Here is a 20,178-nt window from a genome sequence, read left to right on the forward strand (position 1 = left end):
TTTAAATTACTCTCGCAATGATAATATAAATTTAGATTTAAAGCAAAATGGTGTAAAATCAGACACTTTTTAAAAAGATGGAAATTTATATGATCAAAAAGCTAAAAGATATCGCAGAACTCATCGTTTTTAAGCACTCGGTTTTTGCCCTGCCATTTATCTTTGTGGCGATGATAGTTGCGAGCAAGATAGAAAATGGCTCAGCTTGGTTTGGCTTTAAACTGCTTATCTTAGGCACTCTTTGCGCGGTTAGCGCTAGAAATTTCGCTATGGCGTTTAACAGATACCAAGACGAGGACATCGACAAGCTAAACCCACGAACCGCAAGCCGTCCAAGCGTAGATGGGCGCATCGGCAAGGGCAATATGCAGCTTTTTATCGTAGCAAACGCGTTTATCTTTATCATCTGCGCTTATTTTGTAAATTCGCTCGCCTTTTGGCTAAGCTTCCCCATACTTGCCGTGCTTGGCGGATACTCGCTATTTAAGCGATTTAGCGAGCTAGCGCACTTGGTGCTAGGCCTTAGTCTTGGACTTGCTCCGATCGCTGGAGTAGTCGCGGTAAGCGCTGCTATACCGCTTTGGAGCGTGCTACTTTGCCTTGGTGTGACATTTTGGGTGGCTGGATTTGACCTGCTTTACTCGCTTCAGGATATTAAATTTGACCAAGAAAACAAGCTCTTTAGCATACCAGCCATTTATGGCGACAAGGCGACACTGTTTTTATCAGCCATTTTTCACGCCTTAGCTTTTATACTTTGGCTACTTTTTGCTTGGGCGGCTGGGCTTGGGGCGATGGCATTTTTTGGCATTGTGGTAAGTGGCGTGATATTATTTTTCGAGCATAGGATCGTAAGGCGCGACTTTAGCAAGATAGATCGGGCGTTTTTCACGCTAAATGGCTACTTGGGAATTTTATTTTTCATCTTTGTTTGGATAAGTGTATTATGAGCGAAGTAAGGCTTTTTAAAGCGCCTCTTAGCATGGTTTATGAATGCGACAGAAGTGGAGATGAGAAATTTTTAAGAGAATTTAACTCTATCTTACCAGGCGACGAAGATGCGCTTGGAGCGTGGCTAAAACGAGCCAAATCACGCGGCGAGACAAAAGAGAGCGACCAAGTCTTGCTAACGCTTGTCATCGAGCTTCATAGAAAGATCGACGCGCTTAGTGATTATATAAAAAATGAGCATAAGCAATACTTGCCACTAAAAGAGAGCGCAGATATCGATGAGATCGGCTTTACGCATATAAAAATAAGCGAAGATAAATTTAAAAAAGATGAAATTTACTACGCAAGGATCGCGATGCCTATCTTTCCAAAGAGAAATTTGAGCCTTTATCTAAGGGCGCAGGACGAGAGGCTAGCAAAGATAGAGAACATGCACGAAGAGGACGAGGCCGACTGGAACGCTTACGTGACGGCTAGAGAACGTGTGATGATAAGAGAGCTTAGAGCGAATTCGTAAAGGAAAAATATGGAAATTTACATTTTTTTAGGTTTTGGCATCGTTTTAGCGATAATAATAGCTTTGATATTTATAAAAGATAGCGAGACAAATAAGAAATTTACAAGATATGAGCGTGCCATAGAGAGCGCCATACAAGAAAACTATAATCTCAAAAAACAGCTAGCCGCACTGGCAAGCTTTAAGCCTGATGATGACGAGCAACTAAAAGATGTAAAAGATGAGTTAAAAGAGCAGATAAACGAGCAGATAAATGAAAAAATCGTGCCGATAATCCGCGCTATAAAGAGCATCGAGCGAGTGATAGATGACTTTGCAAACGAGCAAAAAGATAGGATGTTTAACCTTGAGGAGCGAACAAGAGATATCAATAAAATCGCCCCAAGCGTCATCAACGAAGAAGAGCAGATATTAAAGATGTTTAAAGATGGCAAAAGCGCAGCCATGATCGCTAAAGATCTTCACGTGGGTATGGGGCGAGTTGAGTTTGTGCTTAAATTTCATAAATTAGCCTAAATTTGGGCTAATTTTAAAAGACAAAACTACTCTTAAACTACAAAAATTAGCTTAAATTTTTATTTAAATTTAAATCTTTTAACATATAATTGAAAATTAAAAAAGCTCTAACCAAGCTTAAAAAAGGTGCTTTATGCTAGTTGATAAATATGGTCGGGTTGTTGATTATTTAAGAATTTCTGTGACGCAGCGTTGCAATTTTAGATGTAGATATTGCATGCCTACGACGCCATTTAGTTGGACACCAAAAGAGAATTTACTGACATTTGAAGAGCTGTTTTTATTTGTAAAAGTAGCTATCGATGAGGGTGTGAAAAAGATCAGGATCACAGGTGGCGAACCACTCGTGCGCAAGGATCTGGACGTCTTTATAAAGATGATAAGCGATTACAAGCCAGACATCGATCTAGCGCTTACGACAAATGGCTTTATGTTGCCACACTTTGCCAAAAGGCTAAAAGACGCTGGTCTAAAGCGCATAAATATGTCGCTTGATACGCTAAATGAGCAAAAGGCTAAATTTATCGCTCAAAAGAGCGTCTTACACGAGGTTTTAGCTGGCTTTGAAGCAGCACTTGATGCTGGGCTAAAGGTCAAGATAAACACGGTCGCGCTAAAAGGTTTTAACGACGATGAGCTCGTAAATTTGCTTGAGTTTGCTAAATTTAGAAACTCTCAGATCAGATTTATCGAATATATGGAAAATTCGCACGCCAAAGAGGATCTAAAAGGGCTAAAAAGCGATGAAATTTTAAAGATCATCTCGCAAAAATATAATGTCACAAAAGATGAAAAGTTACCAAACGCACCTGCGTCTATTTACAGGCTCGATGACGGCTATAAATTTGGCATCATTGACCCTCACAAACACGACTTTTGCGAGAGTTGCAACCGCATCAGACTAAGCGCTGAGGGGCTTTTGATACCTTGCCTTTACTTTGAAGATGCACTAAGTATCAAAAAAGCAGTTGCAAATGGCGACATCGTCGCAGCAAGCGAGATCTTAAGGCAAGTGCTAGCTAACAAGCCAAAAGAGAACAAATGGGCTCTAGGAGCTGAAAACGAAACCTCTTCAAGGGCATTTTACCAAACTGGTGGTTGATGAGCAAAGAGCTAGAATTAGTTGAGGCATTTTTAAGCATCCAAGGCGAGGGCGCTTATCAGGGCAGGCTCGCTGTGTTTTTACGCTTTTTGGGCTGCAACCTAAACTGCTCTGGCTTTGGCGTAAAGACAAGGTCTTTAAAAACAGGCGAAGAGCTTTTGGGATGCGATAGCATAAGAGCCGTTTTTAAGGGACATTTTCACCACAAAAGATATAGCACAGATGAAATTTTAAGCCTAGTTGATGGGCTTTGTAAAGGCTTAGGGCAAAAGCCGATCATCGTCTTAACAGGTGGCGAACCACTCATCTGGCATCAAAATGAAAATTTCATAAATTTGGTAAGAAATTTGCTTATAAATTACGAGGTGCATTTTGAGACAAATGGCACAATCTTGGTTGATTTTACTAAATTTGAAATTTATAAAAATTGCCATTTTGCACTTGGCGTAAAACTAGCAAATAGCGGAGTTAGCGAGCAAAAACGCATAAATTTAGATGCCATTTTAGCTATCAAAAATAACGCGAAAAGCAGCTTTTTAAAATTTGTCCTCTCGCGCTTTGACAAAAGCGAGCTGGAGGAAATTTTATATATAAAAGATAGAGCAAATTTGCCAGTTTGGTGCATGGCGATGGGCGCAAATAAGGACGAGCTAAGCAAAAATGCTCTAAAAACAGCGCAATTTGCCATAAAGCATGGATTTAACTACTCAGAGCGTATCCACATCAGGCTTTGGGGCGACAAAGAGGGTGTTTGATGATTATTAGAAAACTTTTTAGATTTGAAAATGCGCATATCGTGAGATTTTGTAGCTCAAAGCGCTGCAGGACGAGCATCCACGGTCACAGCTACGTGGCAGAAATTTTACTTAGCTCAAATTTTCTTGATAACGCTGGCATGGTCTATGACTTTGGGTTGATGAAGCAAAACATAAAAACGATCATTGATAGCTTTGACCACGCTACGACCATATATTCAGGCGATAGCGACGAATACAAAAACGACCTTAAAAAGCACTCTGCAAGGTGGATCGAGATTCCGCTAAATCCCAGCGCAGAGCAGTTTTGCCGCATATTTTTTGTAATGATCGAGCGACTGCTTGAACTTAGCGTGATGAACAACGGCGAGCGCGAAGTGAAACTTCATAGCGTCATCGTCCATGAGACCGACACTGGCTATGCGCAGTGCTTCAAAGAGGACGCCGTAAATGCGCAAATGGGCGAGATAAAGCTTAGTGATATAAAATTTTCAGAGGCGGTTATGGACGAATGGGAAGATAAAAATTTACTTGAAAAGATGATAAATAAGATAAAAATAGAAAATCCAAAGGACGTTTAATGAAAAAATTTATAACCTCTTTTTTGCTTATAGCTGGCGTATTTTTGGGATGTGGAGATAAAGAAGAGGCCAAAAGTGACGTTAGTGAGCCAGTCCCTAGTGATGTTACGATAGCTCAGCCTGATGCAAATGTAACTATCGACGAGCAGCTGCCACCTGAGCCAGTCGTCGAAGAAAACGAGCCTCCTAAAGATAAAAAATGAACGAACACTTAAGCTCGCTTTATGCTTATACTTTGCCATTTCACGTGACATTTTTTTATGCGCTACTTGCTTTAGCGGTGCTTTATCTAGCGCTTACTCAGTTTGGAGTGAGGAGTAAAAACTACGTGCTTCGTATAAGGTATTTCTTGCCTATTTATCATATGCTGCTTAGCTTTTTGGTGCTAACTGGGCTTATTTTGTGGGCATATTATAGTTACGAGCCAAAATTTAACGCTATAAAAATGCTTCTTATCTTGATAGCCTTAATCGCACTTAGCGCCGTTGGATACAAAAGACTAAAGAGATATGCCGTTGCTGGCGAGCTAGAGAAATTTAAAAAATTTGCCCTTATTAAAGGCATTTGCGACATTATTTTGATCATCATAGCAGGGATTTAGATGAAATTTTTATATGATAAAAACGCTGGCGAAGAGCGCTTAAAGATAGTAAATGAGGCCTTTTTGCACCTAAAAGCTAGAAGGGTTGAAGCAGGTGAGCGCATAAGTGTTAGAAATTTACGTGATGGCAAAGAGTACATCTACGAGATCGATGAGATAGAGCGCAGAAGCGTAAATTTAAGTCTTGTTTTTGCCAGCCTAAACTGCGAGCATAAATTTGACTTTACCATCGCTTGGGCGGTCGTTGATCCAAAGACTATCGAAAAGGCGCTGCCATTTTTAAATGAGCTTGGCGTTGGCAAGATCGCCTTTGTCTATACTAAATTTTCTCAGGCAAATTTCAAGATCGACCTTGAAAAACTAAACTACATAAACGCACTTTCATGCGAGCAGTGCGGGAGAACGTCGCTAATGGAGTTTGAAATTTACAAAAATTTAGACGAGCTAATGAGCGTTTATAAAAATGTCTCGGCGATAAATTTTGGTGGCAAAAATTTAAATGAAAAAAGAGATGATGAAATTTTGATAATTGGTCCAGAGGGCGGATTTAGCGAGGATGAGACGGCTAAATTTAAAAATATCTACGGCCTAAATACAAAAAATATCCTAAGATCACAGACCGCAGTCATATCTGTGGCGGCAAAATTTCTTGCTTGATTTATTTGATTTTTAGATTAGTTTTTATATAATCAGCAACTTTTAAGGTAACAAATAGCCCAAAATAATAAAGGAAAGATGATGAAAAAAGAGATCCATCCAGAGTATGTAGATTGCACCGTAACTTGCGCGTGTGGCAACACTTTTAAGACAAAGTCAAACAAAAGCGAAATCAGAATTGACATTTGCGATAAGTGCCACCCATTTTTCACAGGCAGCGAAAAGATAGTTGATAGCGCTGGCCGTGTTGAGAAATTTAAGAAAAAATACGCTCAAAAATAAGCCTTGCTCTACTTTGTTCCTACTCCAATAGGAAATTTAGAAGATATCTCGCTTCGTGCGATCAAAATTTTGCGTGAATGCGAGATAGCTATCTGCGAAGATACAAGAGTTTGCAAAAGCCTTGTAAATCTACTAAACGAACGCTTTGACGCAAATATAAATATCTCAAATTTTATCCCGCTTCACACCCACAACGAAGATGAATTTTTCGCAAATTTAAGTGATGAAATTTTAAGCAAAAATATAGCTTATATGAGCGATGCTGGCATGCCAGGCATAAGCGATCCAGGCGTTAGCCTAGTAAGATACGCTCAAAATAATGATATCAAATACGAAATTTTAAGTGGGGCAAACGCCGCACTTTTAAGCGTGGTCGCAAGCGGACTTTGTGATAAAGAGTTTGTTTTTTTAGGCTTTTTACCAAATACTGGCAGAGACAGGGCTTTAGCTATACAAAATGCTCTAAGCTTAGCCTATCCAGCTGTGATCTATGAAAGCCCAAAACGCATATTAAGCTTAGTGCAAAGCGTTGCAAATTTAGAGCCAGAAAGAGAAATTTTTGCTATAAAAGAGGCCACTAAAAAATTTGAGACCAAATTTAAGGATAGAGCCAAAAATTTAGCCCAAATTTTAGAAAAGGCAAATTTAAACGGCGAGTGGGCGGTGGTCATCTCAAAAAGTGCGAATATAGCCACTCAAAACATCACAAAAGATGAGATCATCTCGCTTGACATCGCCCCAAAAGCAAAGGCAAAACTACTTAGCAAAATAACTGGCAAGGACGTCAAAAAGATCTACGACGAGCTCATAAAAGCATAAATTTAAAAGCTCAAATTCCCTCAAAAAGTTTCAAAAATTCACTCAAATTTAGAAGCAAAATAAGTTAAATTTTACTTGACTTTAGCTACCATAAGCAACCATGATAATATACGGAAAACAGCTATTTTTACATATTTTGAACAAGCACCCACAGATCCTAGAAGAGATCTATCTCTCAAAAGAGTGTGATAAAAAACTCTTCTCTAAAATTTGTGGTACTGGCAAGAAGATCATCCGCGTGGATAATCAAAAAGCTCAGTCGATGGCGCATGGTGGCAACCATCAAGGCTTTTTAGCAAGCGTTAGCGAATTTGAGTTTTCAGACTTTAGCGAGCTAAAAAAGCTAAATTTCATCGCCGTGCTTTATGGCATAAGTGATGTCGGAAATATCGGCGCCATCGCTAGAAGCGCCTATGCTCTAGGCTGCGAAGGACTTGTCATCGTTACAAAAAGTGTAAATATGCAAGGTGTTTTAAGGTCAAGTAGCGGTGCTGCTTACGAGATACCAATAGCGATCTTTGAAGACGGACTTAGCCTGCTAAACGAGCTAAAACAGTGTGGTTTTAGGCTCTACGCGACGGCAAGCAACGGCAAAAATATAAAAGAGATGAAATTTGCTGGAAAAAGGGCTTTGGTGATGGGCTCAGAGGGCGAAGGCATACCGCAAAAAGCTCTAGCAAAGTGCGATGAGTGCGTCGGTATCAAGCTAAAAGACGGCTGGGACTCCCTAAATGTAAGTGCAGCTTTTGCGATAATTTGTGATAGGATGATAGATGAATGAACTAGAAAATTTAAAAGAGATAGGCATAAAGGAAATTTCGCGTAAAACGCACATTGAACCCACATTTTTACAATACATTTTTGACAAAAATTTTGAGAAATTATCACGCTTAAACATCAAAGGCTACGCCAAAATTTTACAGCGTGAGTATGGCGTAGATCTTAGCGAACTTCTCGCCGAATACGACGCATTTATGCAAGAAAACACCCCTGATGATAGCCATAAAACCAAGGTCAGTCCAAAGATCGCCTCATATACGCCTGATGATATAACAAACCAAAGGCAAGGCGGTGGATCTGGCTTTTTCTTCTGGATCATCATCCTAGCTATCATCGGCGGTGGGGCTTATTATTTTGACGCCTACAAATACGTCCAAAATTTCATCGCAACCTTAAACGAAGATAACACAAGCGTGAGCTACTCGCAGTCAAGCATCGTAAATGAAGTGAAGAAAAACATCATCGACACAAACGTAACGATCTCTCAAAACACTCCAAAGATCGATGCAAATGCTTCAAGCGTGAAAATTTCAGCTCCAGCCGAGCAAAACGTGACTGTAAGTCCTGCTAGCGTTGATCAAAACGCCCTAAAACCTAGCATGGCAGCCCAACCAGCTCCAAAAGTAGAACAAAACGTGACAAAACCGCTAAATGAGGCGGTCATCACACCAAAACAACGCGTTTGGATAGGTATCATCAACCTTGAAAATGGCCAAAAAACATCAAGCGATACAAGCAAAAGTGTCAATATAAATTTAGACCAAAGGCAGCTAGTCGTTTGCGGAAATGGCAACATCGAGCTTAAGATCGGCGACAAAGTAACAAAGTATAACCCAAGCCGTCCAGCTAGATTTTTAGTAGAAAATGGCGATATGAAATTTTTAACTTATGACGAGTTTGTCGAGATGAATAAGGGCAAATCTTGGTAAAAAAACTAGCCATATTTCTTCTTTTTAGCGTTTTTTCATACGCTTTTGATCTAAATAGCAGTGCAAATGCACTAAGCAGCGGAAAAGATCTGCAAATTTCTTTAGAAAATTTAGACACTAACAGCTCGCTAAACGTTGGCGAGCTGGTCTCAAGACTAAAACAAAGCTCAAACTACGATGCTCTCTCATTTAGCTCAAATAGTTTAAATTTAAAATTTATAAGCACGCAAAAAGTCCCCTCAGCACTATTTGTAAAATCGATAAATTTAGCTCTTGAAGATGCAAATATAAGCGTAGCAAGGGTAAATTCTCTAAAAAATGGCAATGAAATTTCTTATGGGATTTTAGCCCTAAAAAGTGGCGGCATAGATCCAAATTTACTAAATTTCACGCTTAGTAAAAGCGGCTTTAAGATCATGGGATTTGATAGGCTTGATGGAAATTTAGCGCTTTATTTGGATGCTAACAATATGAGCCTTGATGCGTCAAAAGTAAATTTTAACGAAGAGACCCCGCTTGTAAAGAGTGGCGGCGTCTATATCGTAGATGTAGCAGGTGCAAGTAGCCTAAATATCATCTCAAACGAGCCAAACAAATGGGTGCCACTTGTTAGAATTTATGATAAAAATTTAAACCAAATCGATCTAAAAAGAGAAAACGAGATAAAAACTAACTACACCATAAATTTAGCTAACGACGCAAAATACGCGTTAATTAGTGACAACAACGACATAACTAACATTAAAAACGAGATAATTATCAAGCTTATAAAATAGGAGCAAACAGTGTTTGATGAGATAAGATTTAATACAATTGAGCGTTTGCCAAACTACGTTTTTGCCGAAGTAAATGCTATAAAAATGGCAGCACGCAGAGCTGGCGAGGACATCATCGACTTTTCTATGGGTAACCCAGAGGGCAGAACACCACAACATATCGTCGATAAACTATGCGAAAGCGCGCAAAAAGATAAAACCCACGGCTACTCAGCCAGTGCTGGAATTTATAAGCTCCGCCTTGCCATTTGCAACTGGTATAAGAGAAAATATGGCGTAAATTTAGACCCAGAAACCGAAGCAGTCGCCACCATGGGTAGCAAAGAGGGCTTTGTCCACCTAGCCCAAGCCGTGATAAACCCAGGCGACGTGGCTATCGTGCCTGACCCTGCATATCCGATACACACGCAGGCCTTTTTATTTGCTGGCGGAAGTGTCGCAAAGATGCCGCTTCACTACAACGATAAATTTGAGCTAGATGAGAATAAATTTTTTGAAAATTTGATCCAGACGATACACGCAAGCTCGCCAAAGCCAAAATATGTGGTTGTAAATTTCCCTCACAATCCAACGACCGTGACCGTGCAAAAGAGCTTTTACGAGCGCCTTGTAAGCATCGCAAAGCAAGAGAGATTTTACATCATCTCAGACATCGCCTACGCTGATCTTACCTTTGATGGCTACAAAACTCCAAGCATCTTTGAAGTAGAAGGCGCAAAAGACGTTGCAGTCGAGTGCTACACTCTCTCAAAAAGCTACAACATGGCTGGCTGGAGGGTTGGTTTCATGTGCGGAAACAAAAGGCTTTGCGCCGCTCTTAAAAAGATAAAATCATGGGTTGATTACGGCATGTTTACGCCGATACAAGTCTCTGCCACAGTCGCGCTTGACGGCGATCAAAGCTGCGTTGAAGAGATACGCCAAATTTATGAAAAAAGAAGAGACGTGATGATAGAGGCCTTTGCTCAGGCTGGTTGGGAGCTTAAAAAGCCAAATGCCAGCATGTTTATCTGGGCAAAACTTCCACCAAAGGTTAGCCACTTAGGCAGCCTTGAGTTTTCAAAGCAGCTTCTTACAAAAGCCTCTGTCGCCGTTAGTCCGGGTATTGGTTTTGGCGAGGGCGGAAACGACTATGTTCGCCTAGCTCTTATCGAAAATGAAAATAGGATAAGGCAAGCGGCCAGAAATATAAAAAAATATTTGAAAGAATTTGAATGAATGTAGCGATATTAGGCGTTGGAACCGTTGGTGAGTCGGTTGCAAAAATTTTACTAAAAAACAAAAAGCTAATCGCAGCAAGATGTGGCGAGGAGATAGTGCCAGTCGTTGGAGTGGTCAGAAATTTAAATAAAAAAAGAGACGCTGGCATCCCTTTGACTGATGATATAAATAGCGTCATAAACCGCGATGATATCGACGTTTTTGTCGAGCTTATGGGCGGCGTTGAAGAGCCTTTTAGAGTGGTGAGCGAAATTTTAAAGCGCAAAAAAGCGGTCGTCACTGCAAACAAGGCACTTTTGGCCTACCACAGATATGCTTTGCAAAGTTTGGCCAAAAACACGCCATTTGGCTTTGAAGCAAGCGTGGCTGGTGGCATACCAATCATCAGAGCCTTAAGAGAAGGGCTTAGTGCCAACCACATCTTAAGCATAAATGGCATACTAAACGGCACTAGTAACTATATCCTAACCTCAATGATGAACGAGGGCTCAAATTTCAAAGATGCACTTAAAAAGGCACAAGAGCTTGGATATGCTGAGGCTGATCCTACCTTTGACGTGGGTGGCTTTGACACAGCTCACAAGCTTCTCATCCTTGCAAGCATCGCTTATGGCGTGCATGGCGATCCAGAGGATATCTTGATCGAAGGAATACAAGGCATCACGCCAGAAGATATATTTTTCGCAAAAGATTTTGAATACTCTATCAAGCTTCTAGCCATCGCCAAAAAAAGCGAGGGCAAGGTCGAACTACGCGTGCATCCAGCGCTTGTACCACAAAATAAAATGATAGCAAAGGCAAGTGGTGTAACAAATGCGATAAGCGTCGTTGGCGAGGTTGTTGGCGAGACTATGTACTATGGGCCTGGAGCTGGCGGCGACGCAACAGCAAGCGCGGTAATTAGCGATCTCATCGACATCGCAAGAGATAGCAAGTCGCCGATGCTTGGATATAAAGCGCCATTTGAACTAAATACCTTAGAGCTTCTTGACCGCGACAGGATAAAGACGAAATATTACTTTAGGCTAAAAGTCGAAGACAAAATGGGCGTGCTAGCAAAGATAACAAATTTAATGAGCGAAAACAACCTTTCAATCGACAGCTTGCTGCAAAAGCCAAAAGATGAGAGCGAGTATGCCGTGCTATTTTTCACGACGCACACAAGCTTAGAGGCTGATGCGAAGCGAACGATCGAGCTTTTAAAAGAGCAAGAGTATATAAAAGAAGAGCCATTTATGATGAGGATCGAGGAGTAGTTTGGGACTAAAAGAGTATCTCTTTGGTAAGAGCTCCGAGGATAAGGCTTGCGAGTTTTTGCGTAAGCTTGGTTTTGTCATTTTAGAGAGAAATTTTCACTCTAAATTTGGTGAGATCGATATCATCGCGCTAAGTAGCGATAAAATTTTACATTTTATAGAGGTAAAAGCAACCAGCGGAGGATACGAAGCGGAGTATAGGCTAAACAAGGCAAAATATATGAAAATTTTAAAAACTATAAATTTTTATATGATGAAAAATGAGCCAAACAGAGACTTTCAGCTTGATCTGTTTGTTGTTAAAGATGAAAATTTTGAGCTGATAGAAAATATTAGTTTATAATAAAATTTATTATTTAGCTAAAATTTAAATTTGATTTTGTATAATTGCCACATCTTGAAAATAAGGAGAACAAATGGGAAAATACATCGAACTCACAAAAGAAAATTTTGATGTAACAAAAGAAGGCGTTGCTCTAGTAGATTTCTGGGCTCCATGGTGCGGACCTTGCCGTATGCTAGCTCCAGTGATCGAAGAGCTTGCTGAAGACTTTGAGGGCAAAGCGAAAATTTGCAAGGTAAATACTGATGAAGTGCAAGATCTTGCGGTTGAGTTTGGCATCAGATCGATACCAACATTGCTATTTTTCAAAAATGGCGAGCTAGTTGAGCAAATGGTCGGTGCGCAGTCAAAACAAGCCCTAACTGACAAACTAAATTCGCTTCTTTAATGAGCGAAAAAAGAAGAGGAAGTCTGCTTCCTCTTACCTATATATTTGGTTCATTTTTTGGTGCAGCTATGATAGCGGCTGCATTTGCGTATAGCAACTATCGTTTTTCACAATATAAATTTGTTGATTTTGCGAAGCTAGTTTTTTACGAAAAAAGCGAGATTTTCACTCCAAAAGAGCCAAAATACACGCTTTTAATCTTTAGTTCAAATCAATCAAAATTAGACGAAATTTTACCAACCAAAAATGAAACAGTTGTGGCGATCGATATCTTTCAAAAAAGATATGAGTCAAACTCAACACTAAAATATATAAGCTCAGATATAAATACGGTTTTGGAGCTTATGCGAAATTTAAGTATCACAAAGCTACCTAGCAGTGTTGAGATAGTTCATCAAAGGGGCGAAATTTACAAACAAAATTCGTCCATAAATGTTTTAGAATAAAGGAAATTTATGCTTGATTTAGCGATCATCGGAGGCGGTCCAGCAGGACTAAGCGCCGGACTTTACGCCACTAGAGGCGGATTAAAAAATGTTGTAATGTTTGAAAAAGGCGAGCCTGGCGGTCAGATCACCTCTAGCTCAGAGATAGAAAACTACCCAGGCCAAAAAGCCCCTGGCGAGAGCGGCTTTGACTTTATGAGCACTTGGTGGAAGCAGTGTAGTGCATTTGGACTAGTTCACAAGTGGGCAAACGTCGTTGGCGTTAGAAAAAATAGCGATGGAAGCTTTGAAATTTTGCTTGAAGGCGGTAAGAGCGAGCAGGCAAAGGCTGTCATCGTAGCGACTGGCTCAACTCCAAGACGTGCTGGCTTTAAAGGCGAGGACGAGTTCTTTGGCAAAGGCGTTAGCACATGCGCAACATGCGATGGCTTCTTTTACAAAAACAAAGAGGTAGCCGTTCTTGGCGGTGGCGACACAGCTGTTGAAGAGGCACTTTATCTAGCAAATATCTGCTCAAAAGTTTATCTTGTACATAGACGTGACGAGTTTAGAGCAGCGCCAACAACCGTTGAAAAAGCTAGAAAAAATGAGAAGATCGAGTTTATAACAAGTGCGACTGTAAAAGAGGCGCTTGGCGATAATATGGGTCTAACAAAGATCGTGCTTGATACCAAAAATGGCGAGCGCGTGCTTGATGTGCCGGGCATTTTTACCTTCGTCGGACTAAATGTAAATAACGAAATTTTAAAAGATGAAAACGGCAAATTTATCTGCGAAATGGCTGATGGCGGACAGGTCAAGACTAACCTTAAGATGCAAACTAGCCTAAAAGGGCTATTTGTAGCAGGCGATATCAGAGAGGACGCTCCAAAACAAGTCATCGTAGCAGCAGGTGATGGCGCAGTGGCTGCACTTAGCGCTATGAGCTACATAGAAAGCTTGCATTAATACTCAAAATTTAGCCAAATTTTTTGGCTAAATTTCTCTTTTAAAATAAACCATTTTTAACAAAATTTATATTTTTAAAATGCTTAATTTTTAGGCTAATCAGAACACCTCTTTTAAAGAAAATAACTCTAAGACAGAGCTTAGTCGCCTTTTGGCACAAAACAGGCAAAAGTGGGCGCGTCTAATAATTACCAAAATGCTAATTTTTAATTAAATTCTAGCCTCAAGTAGCTCTTTGCAAAAGCCATTTCGTAATCTCTCTATAATAAATTTTATGTTAAATTTCAACCAAAAATCAAAGGATAAATTTTGGTAAAAATAGGACTTTACGGCGCTAGCGGCAAGATGGCTCAAAGTATCATCTCTTGTTTAAAAGATGAAAAAGACGCCACTTTAAGCGTCGCTTTTAGCCAAAAAAATGAGGTTGAAAATTTAAGCAGTGAGCTTTTGACAAACGACTTTGCTAAATTTTTTGAAGCGTGCGACGTCATCATCGACTTTAGCCAAAAAGAGGCGACCGTAGCACTGCTAAACTACGCTAGAACCAACCCAAAACCACTAGTTATCGGCACGACTGGACTAAATGACGACGAGAAAAACTTGCTTCACCTAGCATCAGGCACTATGCCAATACTCTACGCAACAAACATGAGTCTAGGCGTAGCAGTGTTAAACCGCATAGCAAGGATAGCTTCAAAAGTTTTAAGAGAATTTGATATAGAGATAGTCGAGCAGCACCATAGACACAAAAAGGACGCTCCAAGCGGCACTGCGATGACTTTGGCAGGCTGCGTGGCAGAGGCAAGGGATCTAAATTTAAAAGATGTCTTAGTGACTGGCAGAGCTGGCATGGTGGGCGCAAGAAGCAAAGACGAGATCGCAGTTATGGCGCTTCGTGGTGGCGACGTGGTCGGTCGTCACACGGTTGGCTTTTACAATGACGGCGAATTTATCGAGTTAAACCACACCGCAACTAGCAGAGCGACCTTTTCAAAAGGTGCGATAAAGGCTGCTATCTGGCTAAAAGATCAGAGTAGTGGCCTATACTCAATAGACGATAGTTTGGGGCTTGATGATTAAATTTAGTCTTGATGACGCGCAGAGCTACAAGCTAGAATTTGGCGATAAATTCTACCTGCCAGAGTGTGAAAAATGTCAAAATTTAAGAGCTGACGAGTTTGATTTAAGATGATGAAATTTAGTTTTAGCACATGTGGACTATTATAAATGGTGCAAATAACGGCAAATGTGCCAGAATTTTGGATAACAAGCCACTTACAAAAAGTGCTTAGCGTTGGCTATGAAATTTAACTGCAAAGATGAAATTTAAAAAGATGAAAAGAGGATAAAAGATGTGTGCGATAGTAGGTATCATAAATTCTAAGGATGCGGCGAAAACGGCGTATTATGCGCTATTTTCTATGCAACACCGCGGTCAAGAAGCAAGTGGCATCAGCGTTTGCGACGATGGCGAGATCTCTACCCACAAGGGCAGCGGCCTAGTCACAGAGGTCTTTAACGAAGAGATCTTAAGCTCACTAAAAGGCGACATGGCGATCGGTCACAACCGCTACGCAACAGCTGGCAAAAACTCAGGTCGTGACGCCCAGCCAATAGCCGCCAACTACGCCCTAGGTCAAATCTCGATCGTTCACAACGGAAATTTGGTCAATAAAGACGAGGTTAGAGACGAGCTCATCAAAGATGGCGCGATATTTCAGACAAATATGGACACAGAAAACATCATCCACCTCATCGCAAGAAACCACGACGAATACCTACAAGATCGCATCATCGCAGCACTTGATAAGATAAAAGGCGCTTACTGCTTGCTCGTGCAGTCACGCCACAAGACCTTTGCCATAAGAGACCGCTGGGGCGTTAGGCCACTAAGCCTTGGTAGGCTAAAGGATGGCGGATATATCGTAGCTAGCGAGACTTGCGCGTTTGACCTTGTGGGAGCGACATTTATAAGAGATGTTAGACCTGGTGAGATGATAGTTTTTGAGCATGGCAAGAGCGAGTTTCAAAGCTTGCAGATCTTCGAGCCAGAGCCTAGAATTTGCGCCTTTGAGTACATCTACTTTGCGCGCCCAGATAGCGTCATAGAGGGTAAAAGCGTCTATGAAGTGAGAAAAAAGATGGGCGAAGTGCTAGCTAGAAAGAGCAAGGTAAAGGCTGACTTTGTAGTGCCTGTGCCAGATAGCGGCGTGCCAGCAGCGCTTGGATACGCAAACGAGAGCAAAATTCCATTTGAGCTAGCCATCACCAGAAACCACTATGTGGGCAGAACTTTTATCGAGCCAAGCCAAGAGATGAGAAATTTAAAGGTCAAACTAAAGCTAAACCCAATGTCAAGCGTGCTAGCTGGCAAAAGCATCGTCGTGATCGATGATAGCATCGTTCGTGGCACCACTTCTAAAAAGGTGGTCGATCTCTTAAGACACGCAGGGGCGAAAGAAATTCACTTCAGAGTTGCGTGCCCTGAGCTCAAGTATCCTGAGCGATACGGCATCGATACACCAAGCTTTGAGGAGCTAATAAGTGCCAAAAAAAGCGTCGAAGAGGTCAGAGAGTACATAGGAGCTGATAGCTTGGAGTTTTTGAGCATCGATGAGCTTAAAGAGAGCATCGGCAACGAGAGAAAATACTCACTTGTAAGCTTTGATGGTGATTATTTCATAAAATGAGAAATTTAGTAGTTTTACTGCTTGCAGCACTTTTTTTTGTGGGCTGTTCGCAAAAGACACCTAGCAAAAAGGATGAAATTTCCATCATGGTGAGCTACTTTGAGCTAAATGGCAAAAAGCAGCAACTACTCATAAAAAGCATGCCAAGCTTGGCTGATAAAAATGCCAGCGTGCCATTTTTTGGCATGGTAAATTTCCTTGATCAAAATAAAACGACAAGTGCTTATTCTCTCGCAAAAGGCGTTATAAACGTTGTTGAAGCAGACAATGCCTCTATAAATTTAAACAAAACTAGTGACGTTTTGACCCTTAAAAAATCTAGTGAAATAAGGTTTTATGAGATAAGGCCTGATGTGGTTGAGAGTGTTAATTTTAGATCAACAAATGGCGTTTGTGGTGAGTTTTTGGCTCAAAAGCCAGTTTTTGTAAATGCGAGCACCAACTACTACTTAAGAGATGATAGCTTTTTTGCAAGCTTTATTGAGGCAAAATTTGTTTATAAAAAGGGCGCAAAGATCCTAAAAAAGGAGTTTGCTTATAGCATTGCTGAGCATAAAATCCTAGAAGAAGCCAAAGAATTTACACAAAAATCAAACCAGCTTTTCTTAAACGATATGCAAAAGCTTGGCAGACTACTTGACATACTCTGCACCTTTTAGCAGACACTTATACACTAAATTTATACTTTTTCATGGGCTTGCACCCTTTTAAAATTTATTTTTAGTACGGGGGGGGTAGAATGCCTTTTTAAATCAAAAAGGAGATATCAAGATGAAAAAGCAAATTTTAGCTTCAGTCTTAGCTAGCGTGTTGGCCACAAGTAGCGTATATGCTTGGGGCTTTGGAGGAAGTAGTAAAGAAAAGCCTAATTATGATTATAGTGGCGAAAAAGAATTTATTCAGAAAAATACTCAAAAGCTTGGGACTAATGACGCAAAAAGATGGTGCTTTGATAAAGGTAACGATCTAGGTTGTCTTTGGCTAGAAAAATTAGAGGCTATGGAAAGCAAAGATCTTAAAAAAGTTGTAAATTTTTATGAGAAGACTATTCCAGAGTATTGTTATGATAAAAAATTTGCCCCAGCTTGCAATATACCAGCTCTTGATTTGATAAAATGGAAAATAGTTTATTTTGCAAAAAAAGATAAAAATACCAAATCTATTTATTCTGACTATGCAAAAGCACTTTCTGAGTCAAAAGCAGATGTAAAAATGCTTGAATATGGTTGTAATGAACTAAAAAGTTCCTATATATGTAGAGATCTGCGTGATATGTATAAAAACTTAGGCGATAGAGAAAAGACTAAAGAATATAACGACAAAATGAAAAGTGGTGATGAAAAGTGGAATTCGGTCCTTTATGATTATCAGCACATGAGATATATAAATAGTAATAACTCTGCATGGTGGCTTTTAGAAGATTAGTTATTTAAATATGCAGGAGAAATTCCTGCATATTTTTAAAAAATATCTATTTTTAAGTTGGGATTTTCGCTTTAGCTGACTTGTAAATTTAGTAAATTTCTCCATTTTCAAGTCAGCCACTTTAAATTTAAAGCTAAATTTAGCTCCCCTGCTCTTTTAAATTTAGCGCTCGCCTCAAGAAAGACAAACGCCAAATTTATCCTAAAGCATCTCTATAAATGCCTCCAGCCTTGTCTTGATCTGCCCAGCGTCGCTCGTCGAAAAGTCCGTCTCAAGCGCCATATAAGGCGTATCCACATCGTTGCACGCTCTTTTTATATTGGTAGTTTCTACGTTATAGGTGTGACAGGCTTGCAGCACAACGTCGATCACGCCGTCTGCCTTATACTCTTTTATCATCTCTTGTAGCACCTTTTCTCTCTCTTTATTTGGCGACATGATCGAGCAAGGTATCGCCATGTAGCGTTTTGCTATGGCGCTCACTGGATCGTCATTTTCATCGACAAGGTTGCCAAAGTTTTTAGTGCCAGTGCAGTTTTCGTAAGCTACCACGACGCCGCCTGCCTCTTCTATGGCTGGCACGATCTTATCATAGACCCCACCACTTGGACAGCCTGTGATGATGATGCGTTTGGTATCCTTATGCACGGGTGAGATTTTATCTCTCACACACTCTTTTAGCTTCTCAACGATGATCTCAAGGTCGCTTATCTGCTCGGCTTTATCAAAAATAAAGCCATTTCCATATAGCAGTGCGTGCAGCTCTTTGCCGTTCATTGGTGGTGGCGTTAGTTTCATGAAATTTTGAATTTCCCCCATTAGCTCTCGCTCTTTGTTAAATAGCCTGATAGAGTTTCTAAGCTCCTCGTCGCTCACGCTCACGCCAAATTTAGCCTCCAGACGCTTTTTTAGCTCCCTGACCTCATCTTGCCAAAGCTCCAGGCTCTTTTGGCTCTTGAAGTGTGGCAAATGCATAACATGCACATCTTTAAATTCTCCCATTAGCTCATACATCTTCTTCTTGCCGTCGCACGTCGTCTCACCGATAACGATATCAGAGTTTCGCACAAATGGGCACTTGTTCGCTTTTGCAAAGCCGTAGCTTGCCTTTATGAGCGGGCAGAGGTTTTTAGGCAAGTACTTTTCGCCCTCGACCACGGCATTATCGCCAGTTGCGCAGACACTCACACTATAAGCGTTTGCCGCGTGGATGACCTCCCTTGGCGTGTAGGTGCAAAAGATAGCAGCGATCTTTTGGCCGCTATTTTTGACCGCTTCGACGTTTTGGGCTAAATTTTTCTTAGCGCCATCATAGGTAGCGAAAATTTCACTCAAACTCATATTCTCATTTATCGCCATTTTCTCTCCTTAAATTTCTTATCCCTGCAAGGCTAGCGCCTATCGCACCGCAGTAGATCGCATCTTTGTGCGTGCTGACTTTAGCTTGCAAGCACGCTTCTAAATTTTCTCTCACATACTCGCTCTTACTAAAGCCACCGCTTAGAAAATAGCTCGTATTTGCCTGTTTTTTGACCAAATTTGAAATTTTATTTATAGCTGAAATGATCACCGCTTTTGCGATATTTTCTCGTGAGACGTTTTGAGCGATGAGACTTATGATCTCAGACTCTGCAAAGACCGTGCACATCGAGCTTATGGATATATCTTTGTCGCTATTTTTAGCAAGGCGTGTCAGCTCATCAAACCTAACTCCAAGGCGGTTTGACATCACTTCAAGAAATTTACCAGTGCCGGCTGAACATTTATCATTCATCGTAAAGTCCGTCACCGCGCCATTTTCAAGCTTTATAGCCTTCGTATCTTGTCCGCCCACGTCTATAACCGTGCAGTCGCTTTTGCAAAAGTAGTGCGCCCCAAGAGCGTGACAGGTGATCTCTGTAAGGGTTTTATTGGCGTATGGCACCGAGACTCTGCCATAGCCTGTCGCTGTAAAATATAGCTCGCCAAGGCTTAAAGCTAAAACTCGCTCTTTTATAAGCATGGCCGTATCTGCGCTGCTCCAGCCAGTCGGGAGTAAAAATAACTCCTTTATCTCGCCGCTACTTGCCTCCATGATCGCAACTTTTGCAGATGTTGAGCCTATATCGATTCCGATTGAGTGCATTTTGTATCCAAAAAAGGTTTTTCTAAAACTTAGAACTGGCGTGATTTTACTCACTTTAAGACAAATTTGT

At 40.7% G+C, this 20,178-nt stretch carries 26 protein-coding genes; 24 read left to right on the top strand and 2 right to left on the bottom strand.

What is annotated here, in order from left to right:
- Positions 1–89 precede the first annotated feature (89 nt).
- The 24 genes from mqnP to CVS91_RS01675 all read left to right on the top strand — a co-directional run bounded on the left by mqnP (position 90) and on the right by CVS91_RS01675 (position 17,983).
- Positions 90–950, top strand: coding sequence for a menaquinone biosynthesis prenyltransferase MqnP (mqnP, locus tag CVS91_RS01560; RefSeq protein ID WP_413784148.1), 861 nt, complete (start codon positions 90–92; stop codon positions 948–950).
- Entirely contained in the window at positions 947–1,468 is a 522-nt protein-coding gene (locus CVS91_RS01565; protein ID WP_002942437.1) for a hypothetical protein, read from the top strand. The genes mqnP and CVS91_RS01565 overlap by 4 nt, the downstream gene beginning before the upstream one ends.
- A gap of 9 nt (positions 1,469–1,477) precedes the next feature.
- The gene (locus tag CVS91_RS01570) at positions 1,478–1,984 is read left to right on the top strand and encodes a DUF6115 domain-containing protein (RefSeq protein ID WP_004318037.1); all 507 of its coding nucleotides are present in this window, start codon (positions 1,478–1,480) and stop codon (positions 1,982–1,984) included.
- A gap of 133 nt (positions 1,985–2,117) precedes the next feature.
- A complete protein-coding gene (gene moaA, locus CVS91_RS01575) occupies positions 2,118–3,086 on the top strand; it encodes a GTP 3',8-cyclase MoaA (RefSeq protein WP_107829840.1) in 969 nt (322 codons plus the stop codon).
- Positions 3,086–3,841 (top strand): 7-carboxy-7-deazaguanine synthase QueE, encoded by a 756-nt coding sequence (locus tag CVS91_RS01580; RefSeq protein WP_107829842.1) that lies wholly within the window; start codon positions 3,086–3,088, stop codon positions 3,839–3,841. The genes moaA and CVS91_RS01580 overlap by 1 nt, the downstream gene beginning before the upstream one ends.
- Entirely contained in the window at positions 3,841–4,422 is a 582-nt protein-coding gene (locus CVS91_RS01585) for a 6-pyruvoyl trahydropterin synthase family protein (protein WP_107830155.1), read from the top strand. Before CVS91_RS01580 ends, CVS91_RS01585 begins: the two co-directional genes overlap by 1 nt.
- A complete protein-coding gene (locus CVS91_RS01590) occupies positions 4,422–4,625 on the top strand; it encodes a hypothetical protein (RefSeq protein WP_004318036.1) in 204 nt (67 codons plus the stop codon). Before CVS91_RS01585 ends, CVS91_RS01590 begins: the two co-directional genes overlap by 1 nt.
- Positions 4,622–5,023, top strand: a complete 402-nt coding sequence (locus tag CVS91_RS01595) for a hypothetical protein (protein ID WP_107829844.1) — start codon at positions 4,622–4,624, stop codon at positions 5,021–5,023. The genes CVS91_RS01590 and CVS91_RS01595 overlap by 4 nt, the downstream gene beginning before the upstream one ends.
- Entirely contained in the window at positions 5,024–5,680 is a 657-nt protein-coding gene (locus tag CVS91_RS01600) for a 16S rRNA (uracil(1498)-N(3))-methyltransferase (protein ID WP_107829846.1), read from the top strand.
- An 81-nt stretch (positions 5,681–5,761) separates the two neighbouring features.
- Positions 5,762–5,962, top strand: coding sequence for a 50S ribosomal protein L31 (gene rpmE, locus CVS91_RS01605; RefSeq protein WP_009295018.1), 201 nt, complete (start codon positions 5,762–5,764; stop codon positions 5,960–5,962).
- A 3-nt stretch (positions 5,963–5,965) separates the two neighbouring features.
- Positions 5,966–6,781 carry a 16S rRNA (cytidine(1402)-2'-O)-methyltransferase gene (gene rsmI, locus CVS91_RS01610; protein ID WP_107829848.1) on the top strand — a complete coding sequence of 272 codons (816 nt, stop codon included), beginning with the start codon at positions 5,966–5,968 and terminating at the stop codon, positions 6,779–6,781.
- Between the two features lie 100 nt (positions 6,782–6,881).
- Positions 6,882–7,562, top strand: a complete 681-nt coding sequence (gene rlmB, locus CVS91_RS01615; protein ID WP_107829850.1) for a 23S rRNA (guanosine(2251)-2'-O)-methyltransferase RlmB — start codon at positions 6,882–6,884, stop codon at positions 7,560–7,562.
- A complete protein-coding gene (locus tag CVS91_RS01620) occupies positions 7,555–8,490 on the top strand; it encodes a phosphatidylglycerophosphate synthase (protein ID WP_107829852.1) in 936 nt (311 codons plus the stop codon). The genes rlmB and CVS91_RS01620 overlap by 8 nt, the downstream gene beginning before the upstream one ends.
- Positions 8,484–9,266 (top strand): hypothetical protein, encoded by a 783-nt coding sequence (locus CVS91_RS01625; RefSeq protein ID WP_107829854.1) that lies wholly within the window; start codon positions 8,484–8,486, stop codon positions 9,264–9,266. Before CVS91_RS01620 ends, CVS91_RS01625 begins: the two co-directional genes overlap by 7 nt.
- Positions 9,267–9,275: 9 nt before the next feature.
- Positions 9,276–10,484 carry an LL-diaminopimelate aminotransferase gene (locus CVS91_RS01630; protein ID WP_004318025.1) on the top strand — a complete coding sequence of 403 codons (1,209 nt, stop codon included), beginning with the start codon at positions 9,276–9,278 and terminating at the stop codon, positions 10,482–10,484.
- Positions 10,481–11,743 carry a homoserine dehydrogenase gene (locus CVS91_RS01635; protein ID WP_107829856.1) on the top strand — a complete coding sequence of 421 codons (1,263 nt, stop codon included), beginning with the start codon at positions 10,481–10,483 and terminating at the stop codon, positions 11,741–11,743. Before CVS91_RS01630 ends, CVS91_RS01635 begins: the two co-directional genes overlap by 4 nt.
- Position 11,744: 1 nt before the next feature.
- A complete protein-coding gene (locus CVS91_RS01640) occupies positions 11,745–12,086 on the top strand; it encodes a YraN family protein (RefSeq protein WP_107829858.1) in 342 nt (113 codons plus the stop codon).
- A gap of 73 nt (positions 12,087–12,159) precedes the next feature.
- Positions 12,160–12,474 (top strand): thioredoxin, encoded by a 315-nt coding sequence (gene trxA / locus CVS91_RS01645; RefSeq protein ID WP_021092602.1) that lies wholly within the window; start codon positions 12,160–12,162, stop codon positions 12,472–12,474.
- Positions 12,474–12,920, top strand: a complete 447-nt coding sequence (locus CVS91_RS01650) for a hypothetical protein (protein WP_004318021.1) — start codon at positions 12,474–12,476, stop codon at positions 12,918–12,920. Before trxA ends, CVS91_RS01650 begins: the two co-directional genes overlap by 1 nt.
- Positions 12,921–12,929: 9 nt before the next feature.
- The gene (locus CVS91_RS01655) at positions 12,930–13,868 is read left to right on the top strand and encodes an NAD(P)/FAD-dependent oxidoreductase (RefSeq protein WP_103594428.1); all 939 of its coding nucleotides are present in this window, start codon (positions 12,930–12,932) and stop codon (positions 13,866–13,868) included.
- Between the two features lie 309 nt (positions 13,869–14,177).
- Positions 14,178–14,948 carry a 4-hydroxy-tetrahydrodipicolinate reductase gene (gene dapB, locus CVS91_RS01660; protein ID WP_012001050.1) on the top strand — a complete coding sequence of 257 codons (771 nt, stop codon included), beginning with the start codon at positions 14,178–14,180 and terminating at the stop codon, positions 14,946–14,948.
- 272 nt (positions 14,949–15,220) lie between these two features.
- Positions 15,221–16,558, top strand: coding sequence for an amidophosphoribosyltransferase (gene purF, locus CVS91_RS01665; RefSeq protein ID WP_107829860.1), 1,338 nt, complete (start codon positions 15,221–15,223; stop codon positions 16,556–16,558).
- Positions 16,555–17,217, top strand: coding sequence for a hypothetical protein (locus CVS91_RS01670; RefSeq protein ID WP_107829862.1), 663 nt, complete (start codon positions 16,555–16,557; stop codon positions 17,215–17,217). The genes purF and CVS91_RS01670 overlap by 4 nt, the downstream gene beginning before the upstream one ends.
- A gap of 112 nt (positions 17,218–17,329) precedes the next feature.
- On the top strand, positions 17,330–17,983 hold the full coding sequence (locus CVS91_RS01675; RefSeq protein WP_107829864.1) for a hypothetical protein: 654 nt from the start codon (positions 17,330–17,332) through the stop codon (positions 17,981–17,983).
- Between the two features lie 201 nt (positions 17,984–18,184).
- On the opposite strand, the gene CVS91_RS01680 is transcribed toward CVS91_RS01675, so the two are convergent.
- Positions 18,185–19,342, bottom strand: a complete 1,158-nt coding sequence (locus CVS91_RS01680; protein ID WP_107829866.1) for a double-cubane-cluster-containing anaerobic reductase — start codon at positions 19,340–19,342, stop codon at positions 18,185–18,187.
- Entirely contained in the window at positions 19,329–20,108 is a 780-nt protein-coding gene (locus tag CVS91_RS01685) for an acyl-CoA dehydratase activase (protein WP_107829868.1), read from the bottom strand. Before CVS91_RS01685 ends, CVS91_RS01680 begins: the two co-directional genes overlap by 14 nt.
- Between the last annotated feature and the right edge of the window lie 70 nt (positions 20,109–20,178).

The sequence above is a fragment of the Campylobacter concisus genome, assembly GCF_003048985.1.
Classification (GTDB): domain Bacteria; phylum Campylobacterota; class Campylobacteria; order Campylobacterales; family Campylobacteraceae; genus Campylobacter_A; species Campylobacter_A concisus_AY.